The organism is Frondihabitans sp. Leaf304 (genome assembly GCF_001423105.1).
Taxonomy (GTDB): domain Bacteria; phylum Actinomycetota; class Actinomycetes; order Actinomycetales; family Microbacteriaceae; genus Frondihabitans.
The window spans coordinates 735,542-755,818 of the sequence record NZ_LMNV01000002.1; the positions used below are offsets into that span (position 1 = coordinate 735,542).

The window sequence follows — 20,277 nt, forward strand, 5'->3', positions numbered from 1 at the left end:
AGACCGACAAGATTATTCAGGAAGCAGCGACTCGTGACCGCCGCCTCCCCACATGCGACGTGCACGAATCGTTGTGCACAGAAAGACCCTACGCCCGCCGAGGCGCTTGCGCCGACGCGAGCATTGGGGGCATGGTTCTCCGCCTTCTCGCAACGCTCCTGCTCGCCGTCGCTCTCGGCCTGGCCCCGCAGCTTTCCCCCGTCCGAGCGGTCACGACTGCCGGAGCGACTGTCGCCACGGTCGTCGCGAAGGATCCCGGTGCTGCGGTCGCAGGGCGCTGGTCGTGGCCGTCTCCCCCACCCCACCGGGTCGTCACACCGTATGAAGCACCCAGCGCGGTCTGGTCGCAGGGCCACCGCGGTATCGACGTGGCGTCGATGCCGGGTGTGGTCGTCGTCGCCCCGGAGGCGGGCGTCGTGCACTTCGCCGGAACCGTCGTCGATCGGCAGGTGCTGTCGCTCGAGCACGCGGGCGGAGTGCTGTCGAGCTTCGAGCCGGTGCGCGCGATTGTGGCCCGTGGTCAGCACGTCGACCGCGGGCAACCCATCGGCGTGGTCGAGCCTGGCCATTGCGCGTCGTCGGAGCCCTGCTTCCACCTCGGGGCCCGGGTCGACGGCCGCTACGTGTCGCCGCTCCTCCTCCTCGGCGAGCTGCGCCGCTCCGTTCTCCTGCCGACACGGCCCCTGTAACCCGAGAACGTCAGGCGCGGGGGTGCGCCGATCGATAGCTTTCGCGCAAGCGTTCGGTCGAGACGTGCGTGTAGATCTGCGTCGTGCCGAGGCTGGCGTGACCGAGCTGCTCCTGCACGGCACGGAGGTCGGCCCCGCCGTCGAGCAGGTGAGTCGCGGCCGTGTGCCTCAGCGCGTGCGGCCCCGCCGGGCCTGAACCCGGAAGAGGCTCGAGGATCCGGGCCACCAGCGCGTAGACCGACCGTGCCCCCAGACGCGAGCCCGATCGCCCCACGAAGAGCGCTGCACGATCGGCGTCGACGCCTGTTGCGAGCTGTGGTCGGCCCCGGGCGAGGTAGTCGTCGAGGGCGGCCGACGCCGGCACTCCGAAGGGGACGACGCGCTGCTTCGCGCCCTTTCCGAGCACGCGCACGACGAGCCGTTCGAAGTCGACGTCGCCGAGGTCGCAGCCGACGAGCTCGCCGACGCGGAGCCCCGCCCCGTAGAGCAGCTCGACGACGGCCAGGTCGCGGAGGGCGGTCGCGTCGCCGCCGACGGCTGCGGCGGCCAGCTCATCGAGAATCCCGCCCATTTGGTCCCGGGTCAGCACCCGCGGCAGGTGACCCTCCGCCTTCGGCGCTCGAAGCCGGACACCCGGATCGACGTCGACCCGCCCGGTCTCGTGCAGCCATCGCGTGAAGGCGCGGGCGGAGGCCGATCGCCGGGCGATGGTGGAGCGGGCGAGGCCACGGTCGGTGGACTCCCACAGCCAGTCGCGCAGGGTCTCGAGGTCGAGGCCGGCCGTGCGCGGATCCTCATCGAGTCGGCCGCGGACGAAAGCGAGCAGGTCGGCGAGATCGGCCCCGTACCCGCGGATGCTGTGCTCGCTCAGCCCGCGGGCGGAGCGAAGCCACGACCGGAAGTCGTCGATGTCGCGCGCGAGGGTGTCGTCCACGACGCCAGCGTAAGCCCGCCCGGACGGCGACGAGGCGCGGCACCCCGTCGCCCGGATGGCGCCTCGTCATCTCACGAGCCGCACCCACCCCCGCTCGCGCTCTTCGACCTGACCGGCGAGCTCGAGCACGGCGAGAGTCGCCTGCACCTCGGCCGCCGTCAGCCCCGACTCCCGCTCGATGCGATCCTCGTGGCGGGCCTGCCGCCCGCTCAGTGCGTCGAGCACGCGGTGTTCGGCGGCGGACCTCCGGCGTCCGGTACCGCCGGAAGACGTATCGACCAGATCGGGGCTAGCGGCGCCCACGATGTCGTCGACCCCCTGGATCAGCACGACCTCGGGGTCGCGCAGCAATCGATGACACCCGGCCGACGAGGGCGACGTGACCGGCCCCGGCACCGCACCCAGGGGCCTCCCGAGGCTCCGCGCGTGACCGGCCGTGTTGAGCGCGCCCGACCGATGACCCGCCTCGACGACGACCGTCGCTGCGGTCAGCGCAGCTATCACGCGATTCCGCTGCAGAAACCTCCAGCGCGACGGCACCGTGCCGCACGGCACCTCCGAGGCGACCGCGCCGGTCTCGGCCACGCGCACGAGAAGATCATGGTGCCCCGCCGGATAGAAGCGGTCGACTCCCCCGGCCATGATGGCGACGGTGAGGCCGCCGGACGCGAGGGCCGCTCGATGGGCTACCCCGTCGATACCGTAGGCGCCGCCCGACACCACGCCGAACCCGCGGAGCACCAACCCTGTGCCGAGTTCGGTTGCGACCTGCTCCCCGTAGTTCGACGAGGCCCTCGATCCCACCAATGCCACCGAGGGCCGGGAGGACAGCGCGCTCGCATCACCCCGGATCCAGAGCGTCGCGGGGGCGTGCAGCCCCAGCTCGTCGAGGCTCGTCGGCCACGCCGGATCGCCCGGGAGCAGCAGCCGCGCCCCCGCGATGCTCGCGGCGCGAAGGGCGGAGCGGATCGCGACCGGGTTGAGCCGCGGAGCCCAGCGGGCTTTTGCCGCAGCGATGTCGAGACCCTCCGTGCCGAATCCTGCCTCCACCAGCGCTCGAACGACGTCGGAGTCGTCGCGGCGGAGGACGTCGAAGGCCCCCGCCTGCCCGAAGGCCGCTCGGAGCACCCCGCCCACCGAATCGCCCGGTTCGACAAGGCACGACCAGACAACCGAGGCGAAGTCATCGCCGGCGGTTTCAGCGCGGTCTCGACCCACACCCCCGAGGAGGGCGACGACCTCGGCATCGCCGATTTCGCCGAGGCCCGGGATCACCGCGGCCTCCTGAGCGCGAGGGCCGCTCCGACGTGACCGGCATCCGGGCGGTCCTGGGCGTCGAGGTCGGCGAGCGTCCAGGCGAGAAGAAGGACAACTTGTGCGCATACTTAAGTCATGCAGCCGAACAATGCTAAACATGCGAGACCCGAGACGCGCGCTGCCCTCTACTTCCGTCAATCGTTGGATATTCAGGAGGGCATCGACCGACAGCGAGACAGGTGCCTTTCCCTTGCCAAGGCTCGCGGCTGGGCCGTGTCTGAAGAGTACGTCGACAACGACACTTCCGCATCGAAAGCCCGGGGTGCTAACACGGCCTGGGCGCGGCTCCTCAGGGATGCTCGAGCAAAGAAGTGCGATGTAGTGATCGCCGTCGACCTAGACCGGCTCCTACGCACGATAGGCGACCTCGTCACCCTCACCGACACCGGAGTAAAAGTTCTTACTGTCGACGGAGAAATTGATCTGACAACGGCGGACGGCGAATTTCGGGCAACCATGCTCGCTGGTATTGCCCGATTCGAAGCTCGTCGGAAAGGCGAACGACAGAAACGAGCAACGGCGCAAGCGGCAGCCAAAGGGCGGCGCACCTCCGGACGACGACCCTTTGGATACGAGGACGACGGCGTAGTCATTCGCCCGGAAGAAGCAGCAGCCGTCTCGGAGGCATTCCAATCTTTCCTCTCCGGTGTCCCTCTAGCCGAGATCGCCAGAACATGGAACGCGGCAGGTTTCTTCACGGGCCAGAAGCGCTACTCCCCCGAACACCGAGGCGAGCCGTCCCCTTGGAAGCACTATTCCGTTCGTATGGTGCTTACGAACCCTAGGTATATGGGAAAGCGCTCGCACCTAGGGGAGATCGTGGCGGAAGCGGAGTGGCTTCCCATCGTGGATGAGAGTACGTGGGAGGCCGTAAATGCCGCATTGCGGAACCCGACCCGTCTGAGCGCCCCCAAGCGCGGCCGATACCTTCTTTCTGGGCTGGCCGTCTGTGGGGTTTGCAACGCTAAAGTCCACGCCGGCGGGAATGCCCGCAAAGGTGTTCCCGCGTACAGATGCAGCGGGGCGGGCGGGCATTTCGCTAGACGAGCACAACCAGTCGAAGAGTTCGTCGAAACGGTCATGGTCGCCAGACTCTCCCAGCCCGACGCCCGTGAGTTGACGCAGACTACGAATCAGCCCGACACGGAGCGTCTCAAGCTGGAAGCAGTCGGGTTGCGCGAACGGCTCGACATCCTAGCTCTTGACTTTGCAGACGGCACCCTGACAAGTGGACAACTGAGAACCGCTACCGAGCGCCTGCGGAGCCGCTTGAGCGCCATAGAAGCTGAACTCGCTGACGCGGGTCGGGTGGATCTGCTCGGGCCTCTGGTGGGCGCAGACGATGTAGCAGCGTCCTGGGCCGCACTGACGGTGCCCCGCAAACGCGCCGTCATCGATGCTCTCGCCATCATCACTCTTCGTCCCGTGGGACGAGGAGTCAGAAACTTCGATCCCGACACCGTTGGGATCGACTGGCGGTCATAGACCGAACAGGAACGCCTCCGGCTCAAGTTACCGCTCAAGCCGGAGGCACAATCGCAACCCCTATCAAAGGAACGATCATGGAACAGGCTACATACGGACCGCTCGAGACCGGCTCGACTATCGCTCGGACAAAGGCCGAGGCATTCTCGACACGGCTCGCGAATGTCGCGACGGAGGCTGGCCTTCGAATTGATGACCCGCTACACATCGACGTAGCAGGCTTGATGGTGGATTGCGCCGCCGCTGGCGTAGACCCCGTTCGGCTCTGGCGGCGTGCCACCACCGCGAAATCCGTCAATAGCGCCAAGGAGGCATGACGGCAGCACCGATCCGGCAGCACCAGCCGGAAGCCCAGGCCGTCCACGGCCTGGGCACCAACCCTTCGTAGCTCAGCGGAAGAGCAAGAGACTTCTAATCTCTTGCCGCAGGTTCGAATCCTGCCGAAGGGACAACAACGAGAAAGGTTGCGGCAAATGACCTCCGCCCCTAGACGCCCCCTCAAGTCGGTGCTCACGTACGACCGAGACGACTCGACCCGACGGCTCTCCATCTTTTGTAACGCCGAGTCCCACGTCGGCCGGCCCTGGCTCATCGACTCGTTCTACTGGGGTGACGTCGGTGGCCAAGTGTCGCCGCGTTGGTTGCGCGCTGGTCACTATTACCGAGGCGGTCTACCCATTGCCGATTTACCCAAGTCTTCACGAACTGTGCTCGTCGGTAACCGCGTCTTGTCAGAAGATGAGCTCCTCGAAGATCGTGCTGACTCCGGGTCAAGAGGGCGCTACGACTTCAAATGCCATCTGTGCGCATTGTCCATGAGTCGCCGTGAAGAAGTCGTGCATGCCGCCTTTTCAAAGCTGGCCAACGAGAATGTCGCGGAAGTCACGCTTTCGCTTTTAGCAGCTATACTTAAGTAGCTCAGATGGCGATGCTTCCGAGAAATCGGAATACAGCACCTGGAGCCAAGCCGCCTCCCAGCAGAGGGTTATTTCTCATGCTCGGAGGCTTTACTTGTCTTGGACAACAGAACGCGCGCGACTCGCCGCTCTTACCCGCTCTCGCCCTACGGATGATCCTGATCTGATCAATGCCCGACGCGACCTTAAGGCCGCTCGGCTCGAGGATCATGTGGCCCGGTTGGTCGCCGAGGCCCCTCCGCTCACGCCCGAACAGCGAGACCGTATCGCCACTCTTCTGCGGGGTGACGCTGCGTGACCGCAAAAGAGAACCGCCCCGGTATCGGAACCGAGGCGGCACAAGTTCCGGCTGGCGGGCTGAAGCAAGCAAGTTTAGGCGATACCACCGTCATCGACAACGACTGTGCGCAGCCACTTCTGGCGGCTCGAAACGAGTATCCCCACCGCATAGTGCTCAGCGAGAAGGCCGAGAACTACTTGGACGGACTCGCCATGGATCTCGTCCTCGGCTACGCGCACTATTGGCAGCTCTCCCCCGCTCTTACGCAGCTGTGGGAGTTCGCCTACCAGCAGGGCCGCGCCTCCCGTGACTCGGAGATCCAGACGCACAAGGGCGAAGCCGACAGGCTCTATTTCGAGATGACGCTCCGGCAACCGAAACCGCAAGGCGAGTACCTCTCTTGGGCCGACCTGCAGAAACGTCGAGCAGCACGCGAAGAGGACGCAGCGAGCAACTACCCCGGTGGAGATCTCGCCGCAGCGTGGGGAGTCACCGAATGACCGCCAGCAGCCTAGCAACCGACACCAAGCCCGCAGCCCGGACGATGATTCTCACGCCCATGGGAACGGTGGCCCCGCAGCGTCAAACGTTCCTTTGGAAAGGCCGTATCCCGATGGGTACAGCGACGATCTTTGCGGGCCGTGGTGGCGAAGGTAAATCGACGTTCTCACTGTGGCTCGCCTCCCAAGTGACCCGTGGATCTCTTGACGGAGAATTCGCTAGCAAGCCCTCGAGCGTGCTGCTCGTCGGCCACGAAGACGACCTAGCTACAGTCGTCGCCCCGCGTCTCATCGCGGCAGGCGCGGACATGTCTCAGGTGTTCTCACTGACCATCCGAACAGAGGTAGAGGGGATGGAACTCAGCGAAGTTCCGTCGATCGCGGAAGATCTTGGACGCATCCGCCAGGCCGTCATTCAGTCCGGCGCGAAGCTCATCATTGTCGATCCTCTGACCTCAATGATGGACGGGGCGAACCTCGATAAGACCTCCGAAGTGCGAAAGGCACTGAACCCGTTTACTGCCCTAGCCGGCGAGCTGAACGTGGCGATTGTGGCGCTCATGCATTTTCGAAAAGGGACCGGCGACACCCGCGATTTGCTCAGCGGTTCGCACGCATTCAGGGACACCGCCCGCAGTGTCATCCTCTTTGTGACCGACGAAGACACCGGGCAGCGGGTCGCCAGCGTCGACAAGTCGAACTATTCCGAAAGCCGGGGCGACTCGTTCTCGTTCAACCTGGTATCCACAGACGTGCCCCTAGCTGGCGGCGACGTTGCCTCTGTGGCCCGGGTCGACTACTTGGGCGAATCCACGATCAGCGTTACTGACATCGTGAACAAGCCCGATGACGTCGACCTAGGCGAGGCAATCGGTGCAGTGGTGGATTACGTCAACCACCGGCCTCTTGGATGCAAACCAGCCGAAGTAGCCGCCGACCTAGGGATGAGCCCCGGCGACGTGCGCTCTTACCTCTCACGAGCCGCCAAGCGCGGGCACATCGAAAAGAACGGTTACGGCAAATATGCCCCAAGTGCGGCACATGCCTCAGTCGTCTCGGGTGCCGCACTTGCCGCACTTGCCTCACTTAACAACATAAGTGAGGCAAGTGCGGCAACTGAGACAGTGCAACAGCAGGGGGAGAGTGTCGCTCTTTGCTCCGTCTGTCACCTGACCATGAGCCCCGCTTTGAAAGATCAGGCCACGCATCCCGGCTGTGACGGGGGCAACCGATGACCCGCAACGCGTTCGGGATACCGATCTCAGACTCCCTCTGCCCCGACTGCAACGCCGAATTGCGAATGGTCGAGATCAGTCCCCAAGTCACCGTGGCGCAGATCTTCCACGACGACACATGCCCCGCATTCGCCACGATCGATGGGCAGGGGAAATGACCACCACCAACCCCCGCTCTGGTCGGGAACCCAAAGCGGCAGAGTCCTACTACTTCGATGGGCCAACCGTCTTAGTCCCTGCCCGTGTAGCAGCACGAATGCGCCGAACTGGGCAGCTCTCCAAATGGCGCACCCAAGCAAACGAGATGGGGGACGGCGAGCTGTACAACGTGCTCACTGCCCTCCACGTCGCCGCAATCACTTGGGAATCCAATGCGGGCGCGCCCCTGCCCCTGGTGCATACACCACCCGTCAGGGCAGAGCGTAACTGGGTATCTACGGCACAAGCCGCGACCATCACCGGGCTAACCCAACGGGGTGTGCGCGAGGCCTGCAAACGGGGCCGGCTAAAAGCCGAACGGGTCGGCGGTCAGTGGAGCATCGACACCGCCTCAGCGAAGCAATACCGGGCGCACTAACACCCCCGACTGCCGCAAACGGAAGTTACCGAGCGCCGTTTGCGGCAGTCGCTCGACCCTTGTCTTAGGCCACCAGAACCCCGGGCCGACGACAAGGGAGACACACCATGGCAACGCCAGAACAGGATCGGGCCACGGTGCTGAGCACCGCCTACCAGGCCACGATTAAAAGCATTCAGGGCAACACCAGCCTCTCCGGCGAAGGCAAGCGGATCGCTATCGCCAAGCAGTACGTCGCGACCAAGGATCAACTGACGGCACTGAGCGAGCAGCAGACAACCAAGTCCCGCAAACGTCAGGCCGACCTCGAGCGCAACCTGTTCGGTCTCCGCGCCAACGCACCCACCGTCGACACGGTCAGCTACCGCGACGCACTCGACCGCGTGAGCAACCTCGACTGGCAAGACGGCAGCGCACCCCGCGACCTCGACCGGATGTATACCAACGCGCAGCTCAGCGCCGACACCATCCTCACGAAGGCCATCCTCAGTCAGGCATTCGCCGCCCGCCTCGAGCCCCTTGTCGAGCGCTACATCGCAGACAACCCGGCAGCAGAAGCAGACGTGGTTGAACTGTGGACCGCTCAGGCCAGCACCACGAACCTCGTCGATAACTGGGCTTTCGTGATCTACAAGCCAAGCGAGCTAGGCGCACTGGATGACACCACCATCCGCGCCCTTGCCGAAGGCTAGGCCGCGACATCACAAGATGTACAGCGACAAGATCCCCGCTATTGAGGCAACCACGACGCCCCCTCCGACAAAGGCTAAGTCGCGAACAGGAGACAACACCAGGCTCCGCCGAGATGCCAGACCAGCCGCTGCTTCGTTCTTGAGATTGAACTCTGCAAGCGTTCCCGGCTTGGCCACCTTCAGCCGAGTGCGCTCCTTCACTCCCTCGGCTATCGACCAGCCAATCCCACAAAGGGGCAGCGCCGCCGACACACCGAACATCAAAGCCAGCAGTGTTTTGGGATCCACGCCGGTAAGCCTACGAGGTTGCGCACCTAGAAGCTCTGGTGTGCACGCACCCCTGGCCCCGGGGGTCAGGCGTCCACACCTGGTGGACCTCCGGGGCGGCAACCCTTCTCTCCCCGGCCCTCAAAACAGTGCCCCCTACCCCCTTAAGTCCCCTGAATTGGAGCGGATCTCATGAACGCTAAGCAGTCTCAACCGGCAGTCCCTACACCGTGGGGGTTGAACGCCGCGGGCCGCAAATTGTGGGACTCCGGTACGGCTGACTTTGATTGGGCTGGTCACGAGCTGGCGATTCTCGAGGAGGCTTGCCGCACCCGTGACCGCATTGTGCAGATGGATGCTGCTGTCGCGTCGGACGGGGTGATGATCTCGTCGTCGCAGGGTGACCGGGTGCATCCGGCGATTGCGGAGGCTCGTCAGCAGCGGCTTGCTCTTGCTCGTTTGCTCGCCACTCTCGGCATTCCGGCTCTCGAAGAAGACGTGTTGCCGCCTGCCCGGAAAGCTCGCGGCGTCTACGGAATGCGCCGCTAGTGGTCCGCCGTAAGCAGCGTGAAGAGACGGCCGATCTCCCTGACTGGATCCTCACCTATGACGACTCGCATTGGGCGTCTCAGGGCGGTTTCAACGTGTGGCGTCAGGAGATCCGCGACTGGTGCCGACTCCACGACCTGCCTCGTTCCGACCCGGATACGTGGATGACGATCGTCGCCAACGTGGTCCGTGTGAGCCACGACCGCTCTTGGTCAGAGTCCCGGCCCGGTCTTGCCTCTGCTGTCCAAACCGAAGACGACTCGGCCGTTTAGGGCCGCTGACTTTTCCCCCATCTTGCGCCCCTAGGGGCAGAAAGCGAGGCCGGTATGGCTTCCGACCGAATCACTCGAGTCTCCCTAGTAGCTAACGTTTCCAACTACGTATCCGGCATGAATCAGGCCGCAGCGGCCACCAGGGCGACGGGTACGGCTGCTGAGCGTTTGGCACAGCAGCGCGAGGCGTTCGACCGGCTCGGTAAGGGCCTCACGTCGCTTGGTGTCGTCGCGGCGGCGTCGGTGGCTATCTCGGTCAAGAAGTTTGCCGACTTCGATCAGGCGATCTCGAATGTTCAGGCCGCTACCCATGCGTCTGCCGCAACTATGGGGCAGCTCCGAGACGCTGCGATCGACGCGGGTGCTAAGACGGTCTACTCGGCCACGGAGGCAGCGAACGCGATCGAGGAACTGTCGAAAGCTGGCCTGACTTCAAAAGACATTCTCGGCGGTGGTCTAGCCGGCGCTCTGAACCTCGCCGCAGCGGGTGGCCTCGAAGTCGCGGACGCAGCTCAGCAGACAGCAATCACGCTGAAGCAGTTCAACCTCAACGGTAGCCAGGCAAGCCACGTAGCCGACCTCCTAGCGGCTGGTGCGGGTAAAGCGGTCGGTGACGTATCCGACCTTTCTGCAGCGCTCGGGCAGGCCGGGTTGGTGGCGAACCAGACGGGCCTCAGCGTCGAGGAAACGACTGGTGTACTCGCCGCTTTTGCCGACAAGGGGCTCCTAGGATCCGATGCCGGTACATCTCTAAAGACCATGCTGCAGGCTCTAGTTCCGCAGTCTAAGCAGGCCTCCGATGAGTTCAAGAAGCTGGGCATCAGCGCCTATGACGCTAGGGGTAATTTCGTCGGTATTGCCGACTTTGCTGGTCAGTACCAGACAGCACTCAAGAAACTGAGCCCTGAGCAGCAGGCCACCTCGTCCAAGATCATCTTCGGTTCGGACGCCGTGCGAGCTGCAAACGTGCTGTACAGCGAAGGTGCCGACGGCATCCAGAAGTACATAAATCAAACCAATGACACCGGGTACGCGGCTGAGACTGCCCGGATTAAGCTCGACAACCTCAAGGGCGACATCGAGCAGCTTGGCGGCTCTCTCGACACGGCTCTCATCAAGACGGGCTCTGGGGCCAACGGTGCTCTTCGCGACCTCACACAGGGTGCTACCGGGCTCGTGAATGCGTTTGGGCAGGCACCGGCTGGTGTGCAGCAGACGGCCCTTGCGCTCGGGACGGTGGTGGCAGCGTCGGCTCTCGTCGGTGGTGGTTTCCTGTCGATGGTTCCCAAAGTTGCGGCAGCTCGCGCAGCACTCCAAACCATGAACGTGACCGGTACGCGGCTGGCTAAGGGCTTTGGTATCGGCGGTGGTGTCGTCGCTGGCGTCGCGGTCGCTACGGCAGCCTTGAGCGGTCTGGGGACCACGGCGAATCTGACTAGCGACCAGGTGTCGAAGCTGAACGCGGCTTCTAAGCTCGGTGACCTAAAAAGCCTGAACAGTCAGTTCAGCGGCGGCGGCGGGTTCTTTGACCTGGTGTCAGAGGAATCGAAAGGTGTTGGCGACGCGCTCAATTACCTGTCTGATTCGTCGCAGGAAGCCAACCGGACGACTGGGGATCTTTTCGCCGGTGTCGGCATCGGGCTAGGTGACACGGGCCGCAGGTTCAAAGCTCAGTTTGGTCAGATCGGCACGACTCTTGGACAGTTAGCGGGCTCGGATCTTCCCTCGGCGGCGGACGGGTTCAACAAGCTGGTAAAGGCAGCGGGTGGTGGCGAAGACACGGCTCAGAAGTTGCTTAAGACGATGCCCGATTACGCGTCGGCACTGACTGACCTTGCAGCGGCATCGGGAAAGAATCTCTCTAAGCAGGAGCTGTTGAACCTTGCGCAGGGTAAGGGCGAGCTGGCGGCGAACCTGGCGACTACTGCAGCTAAGAAGCAGGCCGATGGGCTCGCGGACCTCTCGGGTACGGCTACCGCCGCTAGCGGTGACATTCAGGATCTCGCAGACGCGATCAGCAACTTTGGTAAGTCGCAGTTCGACGTGAACAGCACCACCCGCGATTTCCAGGCGTCGATTGACGATGCCACGAGCGCACTTAAGGAGAACGGGCGCACGCTCGACGTCGGCACGGAAAAGGGCCGCGCGAACGCGGCGGCTCTCGACACGATTGGTTCGTCCGCCCTAGCGTCGGCCAGTGCGATCTACACGAGCACCGGCAGTCAGAAGGCGGCGGCAGCGGCGGTCAGTAGGGGCCGTGAGGCTCTTATCGCTCAGGGCCAGCAGTTCGGCCTCACGAAAGGGCAGGCGGTTGCTTACGCCGATCGTCTCGGCTTGATTCCCAAGAACGTGAATACGGCTATCGGGCTGACTGGTGTCGCAGCAGCCACCCAGGCGTTGTTTGCTTTCAACGGCACCCTGAACGAGATCACTCGGGCTCGAACCGTGGGAATCACTGCGGTTCTCGCGGCCAATAAGACCGGTCTGCCCGTGGATGGTTCGTTCAAGGTGCCGGGCAAGGCCGTAGGCGGTTCCGTTCGGGGCCCTGGGACGTCGACTTCCGACAGCATCCCCACGCTGCTCTCTAACGGCGAGTTCGTTGTGAAAGCGTCCTCAGTGCACAAGTACGGGCTTGGAACATTGGTCGCGCTCAACTCGGGATCTCTGCCTAGGTTTGCTCAGGGTGGCCCCGTTGCTGTTGGTGCTGCCAAGCGGAAGCTAGACGACGCGGAGGCTGCTCAGAAGCGTTCTCAGGCTGACTACGACCGGCTTAAGTCGGCAGCAGCTAAGGGCCGGCTGGCGACCGCCAAGGCTCGCACGGCGGCTGCTGAGAAGGCTTTGAAGGCAGCGCAGGATGCACCTACCGGGGCTTCGTCCTCCGATCGTATTTCGTTCCGATCTACAGTGCGTGCGGGCGAATTCGACTCGGGCGAGGGTGTGCGTTCGCTCTACTCAATGGGCCAGGATGCGTCCGCGTATTCCTCCAAGACACGGGCCGCTTTCATTGCTCAGGCGAACCGCTCCGAAGTGCGCATGCTGAAGCTCGAGAAGGCATCCGACAAAGCCGGGGCAGCGGTCGAGAAGGCCTCTGACAAGCTCGGTGATTTGAAAGACAAGTCGTCGTCGTTGGCTTCGTCGGTGGCATCGAACCTTTCAAACCAAGGTGTCTCTGACTTTGGCTCGGCGTCGTCGTTCGCTCGAGGCCAGTCCCGAACGGCAGCCACTCTGAAGCAGCTTGCACCGATCCTCGAGAAGCTCAGGAAGAAGGGGCTCAGCCCCGCTCTAATCGCCCAGATTGCAGGGCTGGCACCCGTAGAGGCATTGCGTATGGCTAAGTCGTTTGATGCGCTCTCAGGGGCCGGTATCAAGTCGGTGAACGCCGACTACAAGTCGGTTCAGTCGACCTCGGCCGCGATCGGCAAGCAGGTGGCGGATGCGAACTACGGTGCCCAGATTAAGGCCGCTCAGACGGCCCTGACTGACGCCCGGAAAAACGCCAAAACGATTACGACTGAGCTCAAAACTCAGGGGCTCTTGCTCCGGAAGGTCGTCGGTAAGGGACTTGGCCTCAAGGGCTACATGGCAGGCGGTTACACCGGGGTTGGCTCGGTCAATCAGGTGGCGGGAGTCGTCCACGCTGGCGAGTTCGTCGCAAACGCACGGGCTACAGCAAACCCCCGTAACCGGATGGTTCTTGAAGCCATGAACCGGAACAGCTACCCCGGCTACTCCGGTGGTGGATACGTACGACCGGTCTACGTGCGAGGCGGTGTCGGGCTCGACGCCAAGGCCCTGGTGGAGGCGCTGAAGTCAGCACCCGGTGGTAACCAGTACACGCAGCAGAACAACATCACACCGATTCAGGGCGTGGACCCGCAGACGATTACCACGGTCCTTGGACGTGAACTCTCTCGACAGATGATCGGAATGGTTTGAGTTGTCAGCACGCGAGCGAGTCGGGGGCTTGGATGCCCGAGATCGAAACAGCAGGAAAGAGGGAACGAGTGGGGAGCGTGCTGAGGAGTGGTGGGTAGTTGTAATTCAAAGGCAGAGGGATCCTTTGCTACTCAGGAGTCAGATTTGTCAGGCGCTTTTGGGTTCAACGACCGAGTGCCTGTTGGATTCCGTCCAAGCCGAGTTCACCTGCATGGGTAAGAACCCCACCGGCGGCAGGAATTAGGAGCCGGGCGGCGGCGGCCTTCCACCCCGTCTTTTTTCCCCGTGACTGACCGGCAGCGGCCTGCAGCGCAACCCACAAGTCTTCTGCCTTGGCTAGGTAATCGAATTCATCACCCAACGCCTCGTCTTCGAGAGCACGTTCGATTTCACGGATCAATCGGACTAAGTAGGTCTGCAACTGACTCGACAGCGACGTGTCTTCAATGAGCAGGGTCTTAGCATCCGCGATGGTCTTGCGAAGAAGATCCTGACCTCCTGCCGGCAGTACGCGGCGCGGAGTCATGTCCAGCAATGTGGCCAGCCCTGCAAGGTGGTCCAGGTCTGACTTCGGGAAGGCCACCCCGCCAGATGCCGCAGCTTGCCAGTGATTTGGATAGTTGAGAAGCATCTGCAACCAGGCGCTGACATACGTGTCGTAATGGTCGACGTCAGCGCCGGCATCCCCGAGGTCGTCTAGATCACGGCGTATTTGAAGCAGGCTTGCCATCGCGGCGAAGTACTCGCCGTCAGGCTCGGCTCCCGTTGCCCAGCCCCGAGTGACGTACGGCTCCCCGCTACTACCTTGAGCGCTGCTCCAAGCCCGAAAGATGGTTAGAAGCTCACGCGCCGGATTCCCCATATCGAGATCTTAGGTTGAAGACCTAATGCAGAGGTCTACGAGACTGCCCTTTTCAATCGATCGGCAGAGACAGCGACGCCGGTCCAGTCGATCTTGCCCGCATCCTTTGGGGTGAGGAACTTGACCCTTGTGCGGAGCGGCAATTCGGCTGCGATAAATAGGTCGTTGCCGCTGGCAAGAACCGTCTCGCCGTAAGCATCGAGGAGAGCCAGGACACCGGCCGGGTCTTCATTTTTGATTGCTTTCTCGGCATCCGAGAGCGACTTAGCCACGGTCTTCTTCTGCGCCGTCGAGAGTCGGCCAGCGCTCCACTCCAATGCCAGAGAGTGCAGCCCACCAAGGTACTGATCCGCTTCGGCGTACACCTTCTCATCAGCCTCGGCGATGCGGGTGTACCGGTTCGGCTCCATGTCAACCAAGCCCCAGTCGGCAAGTCGGGCGATGGCTTCACGCACAGGCGTGCGAGACACCCCAAGCCACTTGGTCAGCTCATCGTCATTGAGACGCTCACCCGGCTCAAGGGTGCCATCCATGATGGCGGCGAGCATCTTGTCGAGTACGACATCGCGAAGGAGGCGGCGGGGTTCTGGGGAGACTATAGGTGTAGGTACAGGCATGAGCTCAGGATATACCAATGAGTATTTAAAGCCAAAGTATTAGCCAATCACATGATCTGGTTCCGGTTGGCTCCGGTCGATCAGATCCCAGATGTCCTGTTCGTGCTGCAGCATCCAGGCCACCGCCGAATTGAGCGAGGCGAACGTCTTGAGCCATGGTCGCTTGCCGCCCTTATCTCGGCAGTATGCGTAGCAGTCCATCACGTACACGCCATGCTCTGAACGAGTGAGCACCCAGCCGAGAGGCGGAGCCGGCTTCTGCTGCACGACCCAAAACCCGAACGAACCGTGCGCGTATGGGTGCGACTGAGGCGGTCGGCTAAGAATTCGACTGATTGCTTCACCGCTGCCACTTACACCCATGGAACGAGCTTGGGGAAAGCCACCGACATTTCCACGTCGCCTAGTTTCGTTTCACTTTCAACTTGGCTCGCATACCACCGAATTCAAAGAAAAGCGGAACGCCGATGAAGGCCGCGGCGACTACGAGCAGGACGAGAAGTCCTATGATATCGCCCGAGCTGTTCGGGTGCTTTGCCTGGGCTGCATGTAGGACATTCATGAACTGAACGCACAGGAAGCCCAGGACGACAAATCCGATTCGTTTAGACCAGTCAATGAGTTTCTTCGCCGTCTCGCCCGCTTGCTCTGGAAAAAGGGTATGCGCGGCCCGTATTACGTGCCTCTCCAGGACGAGTTCGTCGCTACATAGCGCTTTGGCCGTTATCGACAGCTGAGTTGCGTATTCCCGCACGCTGTTCTCTAGCTGCGTTTGAGCTTCCCCTGTGAAGTTAGCCGGCCCAGTATTAGGCAGGGGCACCAAGATGCCAGGCACCGTGGACCCATCTTGAGTCGTCACTTATTTCTATTCCGATGGGTCCAAACCATCCGAAGCGCCAGAAACTGATGAGCGGCAGCCAGGAGGGCACCTAAATAGGCCGAGACTGTAAGAGCCAATTTCTGCAGGGTATCTACCCTGTCAAAAGGCAAAAATACGGTGAACAGTGCAATAAGGACACAGATAAATACAAGATTTCTGAGAAGATGCTGCTCTACAAGGCTATAAAGCCTTGCTGAAATCCTGGATTCGGCCTCAAATGCCACTTGCAGCCGCTTGACTGAGTATCTGGACGCATCACTACGGGTCATCCACTCGGTTGTGTCGTCAGCTTCCGACTCAAACTCCCCCAGCGAGTCTTCGCTCAGCCGTTCGATGTGTTCGTCTCGATCCAATGACCCGTCCCGCGGCGGAGAAATCAAAACCCTGATTGGGGGCGACATCAACGCGTGAATGAGTTTTCCATCTAGTGTGTGTTCGGTTCGCATCTCGGAGCCCCGTTCCTGAGCAATTTCCTCGACTTTAGCGCCATCTCATTCGGTCGCAACGATTTTAAGCCCAAGCGGAGGTTGCAGACTTCAGCCTTTCCTAGCTCTCGAAAGTCGAACGCGTAGAACTAGTTACCGTTTGCCTTCCCTATTTCAGCCGCCAGACGATGGGCCATCTCGAGAGCATCCAGTCTCCACGGTGCAGAGGTCCAAGTGCGGCCCGACTCAGATGCGAGCTCGATGACCCTGCTCGCAATGAGTGTCTTCGATGGCTCAGACTTTCTCCCCATAACAGAGCCTTTTTTCAATGGACTCTTCGTGTCCGGAAGTTCCATAGCCAGAGTTTTACCCCCATAAAGGTCCGCAACGGCTTGGCGAAGAAGATCGTGATGCACGTAATTTTCGATCGTATACGCAGCGGTCACCCAGGCTAAGCCAAACTCGTCGTTACGGAACTCATCTACAACCCGTTGTTTCGTCTGGTTGATAGCTGTTCGCTGCGCGCCATCGATGTCGCTATCAATGACCACCGCAGCCTTTCGATTTATGGCTCTCATCTTGATGAAGTCGTCGACCTCGGGGTCATCAAAGCTCAGGTGCCTCAGCAAGGCACCCCCGTAGAACATGACGGAGTAGTGGGAACCTTCAACGAGATTGGAGTTTGCAAGCCTAATAAGCTCGCGAATATACGTCCGGTCGCTTGGGCCCTCTACCCAAACTAGGAAGTTGGCCTGAACCAAATCAGATGCCCGATAGCCTAAATCGCTTACAAGCGCTGCTCTTTCCCCAGGCTCAATTGCGGGCCTTGCTTGCGAGAAGCCATCGACGAGTTCTACGTGTGAAATGGACGAGCTGGCCGAATCTAGCAAATGGGCCGAGTGAGTTGAGGCTAGGAAGTGATTCGATGTCTGATTTCCGATGTAGGTCAGAAGCTTGCGCTGCAGCGAAGGGTGCAGGAACAGCTCCGGCTCCTCGATTATCACGAGCGTGTCCTGTGCGAGGGTTGACGCCACAGCAATCAAAACCAGATGCTCAATGCCGCTTCCCAAGTCGTGAAGCTCCCGATCGACACCGTTTGTCTTGACGAACAGCTCTGTTCCTCTCGCGTTGGTGTCGATGCGAGCCTCGGCATCGTCGAGGACGTCTCGCACGAACCGGTTTATGGCCTCGTATCGGGGAGCGTCCCGCCTCCGGTTGCTGCTGTCGGGGTGAGCTAAGTTCTGGAGGCCCTTTATGAGCCCACGTCCTGAGACACTCTGTTGCTCGATAAGATCGGTTTCGTCGTCATCAGCCGTGAGTTGGCGCGCAGCGGCGAGTTGCGTCACGGGAGGGAAAAAGCGCCAAGGATTGACGTGTTGGACCAGCCGCATCGCATCTCTCGAAGGACTTACGGATCCAAGGTTGCCGATCGACACAACTTGGCTAATCGTCTGACTTATTTCGGGAGTACGAAGGCTGTCGATCCGTTGCTGGAATACATCCCCGCGTAGCTTTGGGGTGCACCGGTTTTCCTCAATTACTATGTCGTAGTCAAACCAAACAACTCCGTGCGAACCGTGACTGAACAAGTCGTACTCAAAGAACTCGCGGAGGTAAGGCTCGGAATTCGTCGTGCCGAGCGTAAACAGGTCCATAAGCTCATCCGTCAACCGCAATCCGATGGAAACCACCAACGGTTGGTTGGTAGGCCACCCGTCGGGAAGTGCCCCGGCGATGTCGAATTGATGCTGATAGAAAGCTCCCTTTGAGACAAGCGGACCAAGTTCCGCAAACACTCGCAGGGCATTGCTTTTTCCGGCGTTGTTCTGGCCGGCAACGAGGTGCACGTTCCCGATTGGGCCAAACCTTTGCACCGAAGTGTGGCCATAGCTTCGATAACCCGCGACACCCAGACCGGCAAAGACTTCCTGCCATCTCGGCAGTGCCTTTTCAGCGTTATCCCCCATGTCTTCAGGATAGCTCCACAAATGTTTTTCGCGTGTTCTCTTGAGGCGCAACACGCGGTCGTAGCCCCGCATGGTGAGGGTGCCGCCTTCGAGCGCGCGGTCCATGTCGGCGGTGTCTGCGGCGGCCAGGCGCTGGGGTTCGGCCCGCAACCACGCACCGGGTACCTCCGAGTTGAGGCGCCAGGGTGTCGACGCCAGCCGAACGGCGGCTCGCTCTCGAGCTCGTTCGACCCGAACACGCGCCTCCGCCGTGCTGGTCGTGTCTACAGCGCCGTCGGTCGCGAGGTGAAACTGCGCCGCGTCGATCCGCGTGAGCCGCAGGTGGATGTCGATGCGGTCGACGAGCGGCCCAGACACCCGGGTGAGGTACCGCCGCCTGGCGAACGGAGTGCACTCGCAGGGGACGTCGCGACTGCCGTACTGCCCGCAGCCACAGGGATTTGCTGCGAGCACGAGCTGGAAGCGCGCCGGAAACACGGCACCGACGGCGGTGCGCTGGAGCTGGATCTCGCCGGACTCGAGGGGTTGACGGAGTCCGTCGAGCACGTGGGCCGGAAACTCGGGTGCCTCGTCGAGAAAGAGAACCCCGCGCGACGCCCTCGACACGGCGCCCGGTCGCAGCACACCGCTTCCGCCACCCACGAGAGCCGTAGCGCTGCAGGAATGATGCGGGCTTTCGAAAGGCGGGCGCCGCTCCAGCTCGCCGCTGAGGGGCAGGCCGCAGAGCGAGCGGATCGACGACACCTCGAGGGCCGATTCGACGTCGAGGTCGGGCAGGAGACCGGGTAGCCGCGCCGCCAGCATGCTCTTGCCCGACCCGGGCGGCCCGACCATCATCGTGTGGTGCCCGCCCGCCGCAGCGACGACGAGACCCTCCACGGCCGCCCGGTTGCCGATCACCTCCCCCAGGTCGAGCTCGCTCTCCGGTCGAGGGGCGGCCGCCGGGAGCGTCAGCGGCTCGACCTCCTCGGGCGTGAAGTCGCCGCCGTGCCAGATCGCTGCCTCTCGAAGACTTGCGACGCCGACCACCCTGACCCCGGGCACGAGTGTCGCCTCGGCCGCATTGGCCGTCGGGACCATCACGCGTTGGGCGCCGGCGCGGACAGCGCCGAGTACGGCGGGCAGCACACCCGACACCGGCCGGAGTCGCCCGTCGAGCCCGAGCTCTCCGATGTGGACGACCCGGTCGATCGACTGGCGGTCGACCAGATCGGATGCCGCCAGTGCGGCGACGGCGATCGCCAGGTCGAACGATGCGCCCTGTTTCGGCAGTGCGGCCGGCGACAGGTTGACCGTCAATTTGCGCGGCGGCAGCGCGCAGCCCGAATTCGCCGCAGCGGCTCGCACCCGGTCGCGGGCTTCGCCGAGCGACGTGTCAGGCAGTCCGATCAAGACGAAGCCCGGTAGACCGTCGCTGATGTCGGCCTCGACTTCGACGAGCTGGCCACCCACTCCGACCAGGGCGACCGCCTCGGTGCGTGCGACGGTCACGCGACGTTCTCGAGGTGCTCGATGACGGGTCGCATCGCGGCATCAGCCTCGAGGGTGACCGCGACCACGTCGACCCGCAGCCGCTGGCCGGAACGCGGGTTGCCGTGAGCCCAGGCGAGCGCCAGCCGCCGTAACCGTTGCACTTTCGCGGGCGTCACCGCTTCGAACGGATGCCCCGCCGCGTGGCCCGTGCGCGTCTTCACCTCCACGACGACCACGTAGTCGTTGTCTTCGGCGACGATGTCGACCTCACCCTCGGGGCACCGCCAATTGCGATCGAGGATCCGGTAGCCCCGCTCAGCGAGATGCACGGCAGCCACCTCCTCGCCGAGGGCACCGACTTCTTGATTCGTGTTCTTTTTCGTCATCACGACCTCCTGCTTCG

18 protein-coding genes, 1 tRNA gene and 2 pseudogenes are annotated in these 20,277 nt (G+C 62.5%); 9 read left to right on the plus strand and 12 right to left on the minus strand.

All coding sequences use genetic code 11. The annotated features are described in order from the left end of the window. The first annotated feature begins 131 nt into the window (after positions 1–131). Positions 132–689, plus strand: coding sequence for a peptidoglycan DD-metalloendopeptidase family protein (locus ASF54_RS03250; RefSeq protein ID WP_055958749.1), 558 nt, complete (start codon positions 132–134; stop codon positions 687–689). A gap of 10 nt (positions 690–699) precedes the next feature. Here the strand turns inward: ASF54_RS03250 and ASF54_RS03255 are convergent, their stop codons facing one another. The 3 genes and pseudogenes from ASF54_RS03255 to ASF54_RS16980 all read right to left on the minus strand — a co-directional run. Next, positions 700–1,623 carry a tyrosine recombinase XerC gene (locus ASF54_RS03255; protein WP_055958751.1) on the minus strand — a complete coding sequence of 308 codons (924 nt, stop codon included), beginning with the start codon at positions 1,621–1,623 and terminating at the stop codon, positions 700–702. 66 nt (positions 1,624–1,689) lie between these two features. Then, the gene (gene dprA / locus ASF54_RS03260) at positions 1,690–2,898 is read right to left on the minus strand and encodes a DNA-processing protein DprA (protein WP_055958754.1); all 1,209 of its coding nucleotides are present in this window, start codon (positions 2,896–2,898) and stop codon (positions 1,690–1,692) included. Further along, positions 2,895–2,981 (minus strand): annotated as a pseudogene (locus tag ASF54_RS16980) (hypothetical protein); the annotation flags it as partial. The gene dprA and the pseudogene ASF54_RS16980, both read right to left, overlap by 4 nt. A 34-nt stretch (positions 2,982–3,015) precedes the next feature. On the opposite strand from ASF54_RS16980, the gene ASF54_RS16015 reads away from it, so the two are divergent. From ASF54_RS16015 to ASF54_RS03285, 5 genes are all read left to right on the plus strand, one after another. Further along, positions 3,016–4,425 (plus strand): recombinase family protein, encoded by a 1,410-nt coding sequence (locus ASF54_RS16015; RefSeq protein WP_084815908.1) that lies wholly within the window; start codon positions 3,016–3,018, stop codon positions 4,423–4,425. Positions 4,426–4,803: 378 nt separating this feature from the next. Beyond that, positions 4,804–4,874, plus strand: a tRNA-Arg gene (locus ASF54_RS03270). A 762-nt stretch (positions 4,875–5,636) separates the two neighbouring features. Then, complete coding sequence (locus ASF54_RS03275) at positions 5,637–6,122, plus strand: hypothetical protein (RefSeq protein WP_157509994.1); 486 nt, start codon at positions 5,637–5,639, stop codon at positions 6,120–6,122. Beyond that, entirely contained in the window at positions 6,119–7,357 is a 1,239-nt protein-coding gene (locus ASF54_RS03280; RefSeq protein WP_055958762.1) for an AAA family ATPase, read from the plus strand. The genes ASF54_RS03275 and ASF54_RS03280 overlap by 4 nt, the downstream gene beginning before the upstream one ends. A gap of 684 nt (positions 7,358–8,041) precedes the next feature. Next, positions 8,042–8,626, plus strand: a complete 585-nt coding sequence (locus ASF54_RS03285; protein ID WP_157509995.1) for a hypothetical protein — start codon at positions 8,042–8,044, stop codon at positions 8,624–8,626. A 9-nt stretch (positions 8,627–8,635) separates the two neighbouring features. On the opposite strand, the gene ASF54_RS16260 is transcribed toward ASF54_RS03285, so the two are convergent. Continuing rightward, positions 8,636–8,914: a hypothetical protein gene (locus tag ASF54_RS16260; protein WP_157509996.1), complete on the minus strand. Its 279-nt coding sequence runs from the start codon at positions 8,912–8,914 to the stop codon at positions 8,636–8,638. A 171-nt stretch (positions 8,915–9,085) separates the two neighbouring features. Between ASF54_RS16260 and ASF54_RS03290 the strand changes: the two genes are divergently transcribed. From ASF54_RS03290 to ASF54_RS03300, 3 genes are all read left to right on the plus strand, one after another. Continuing rightward, the gene (locus ASF54_RS03290; RefSeq protein ID WP_055958766.1) at positions 9,086–9,442 is read left to right on the plus strand and encodes a P27 family phage terminase small subunit; all 357 of its coding nucleotides are present in this window, start codon (positions 9,086–9,088) and stop codon (positions 9,440–9,442) included. Beyond that, positions 9,442–9,714: a hypothetical protein gene (locus ASF54_RS03295; RefSeq protein WP_055958770.1), complete on the plus strand. Its 273-nt coding sequence runs from the start codon at positions 9,442–9,444 to the stop codon at positions 9,712–9,714. The genes ASF54_RS03290 and ASF54_RS03295 overlap by 1 nt, the downstream gene beginning before the upstream one ends. A gap of 117 nt (positions 9,715–9,831) precedes the next feature. Next, positions 9,832–13,650 carry a phage tail tape measure protein gene (locus ASF54_RS03300; protein ID WP_055958773.1) on the plus strand — a complete coding sequence of 1,273 codons (3,819 nt, stop codon included), beginning with the start codon at positions 9,832–9,834 and terminating at the stop codon, positions 13,648–13,650. A gap of 163 nt (positions 13,651–13,813) precedes the next feature. Here the strand turns inward: ASF54_RS03300 and ASF54_RS03305 are convergent, their stop codons facing one another. The 8 genes and pseudogenes from ASF54_RS03305 to ASF54_RS03325 all read right to left on the minus strand — a co-directional run bounded on the left by ASF54_RS03305 (position 13,814) and on the right by ASF54_RS03325 (position 20,260). Continuing rightward, positions 13,814–14,380 (minus strand): hypothetical protein, encoded by a 567-nt coding sequence (locus ASF54_RS03305; protein ID WP_157509997.1) that lies wholly within the window; start codon positions 14,378–14,380, stop codon positions 13,814–13,816. 167 nt (positions 14,381–14,547) lie between these two features. Further along, positions 14,548–15,129, minus strand: coding sequence for a GntR family transcriptional regulator (locus tag ASF54_RS03310; RefSeq protein ID WP_084815911.1), 582 nt, complete (start codon positions 15,127–15,129; stop codon positions 14,548–14,550). Between the two features lie 39 nt (positions 15,130–15,168). After that, positions 15,169–15,396 carry a hypothetical protein gene (locus ASF54_RS16265; protein ID WP_157509998.1) on the minus strand — a complete coding sequence of 76 codons (228 nt, stop codon included), beginning with the start codon at positions 15,394–15,396 and terminating at the stop codon, positions 15,169–15,171. Positions 15,397–15,532: 136 nt separating this feature from the next. Then, the gene (locus ASF54_RS03315; protein ID WP_157509999.1) at positions 15,533–15,964 is read right to left on the minus strand and encodes a hypothetical protein; all 432 of its coding nucleotides are present in this window, start codon (positions 15,962–15,964) and stop codon (positions 15,533–15,535) included. Between the two features lie 20 nt (positions 15,965–15,984). Beyond that, positions 15,985–16,455, minus strand: a complete 471-nt coding sequence (locus tag ASF54_RS16605) for a hypothetical protein (RefSeq protein ID WP_162237090.1) — start codon at positions 16,453–16,455, stop codon at positions 15,985–15,987. 128 nt (positions 16,456–16,583) lie between these two features. Beyond that, positions 16,584–18,401, minus strand: a complete 1,818-nt coding sequence (locus ASF54_RS17030; protein WP_442855781.1) for an AAA family ATPase — start codon at positions 18,399–18,401, stop codon at positions 16,584–16,586. 42 nt (positions 18,402–18,443) lie between these two features. Further along, positions 18,444–19,892, minus strand: a pseudogene (locus ASF54_RS17035) (YifB family Mg chelatase-like AAA ATPase); the annotation flags it as partial. Then, the gene (locus tag ASF54_RS03325; RefSeq protein WP_055958786.1) at positions 19,889–20,260 is read right to left on the minus strand and encodes a YraN family protein; all 372 of its coding nucleotides are present in this window, start codon (positions 20,258–20,260) and stop codon (positions 19,889–19,891) included. The gene ASF54_RS03325 and the pseudogene ASF54_RS17035, both read right to left, overlap by 4 nt. Positions 20,261–20,277 lie beyond the last annotated feature (17 nt).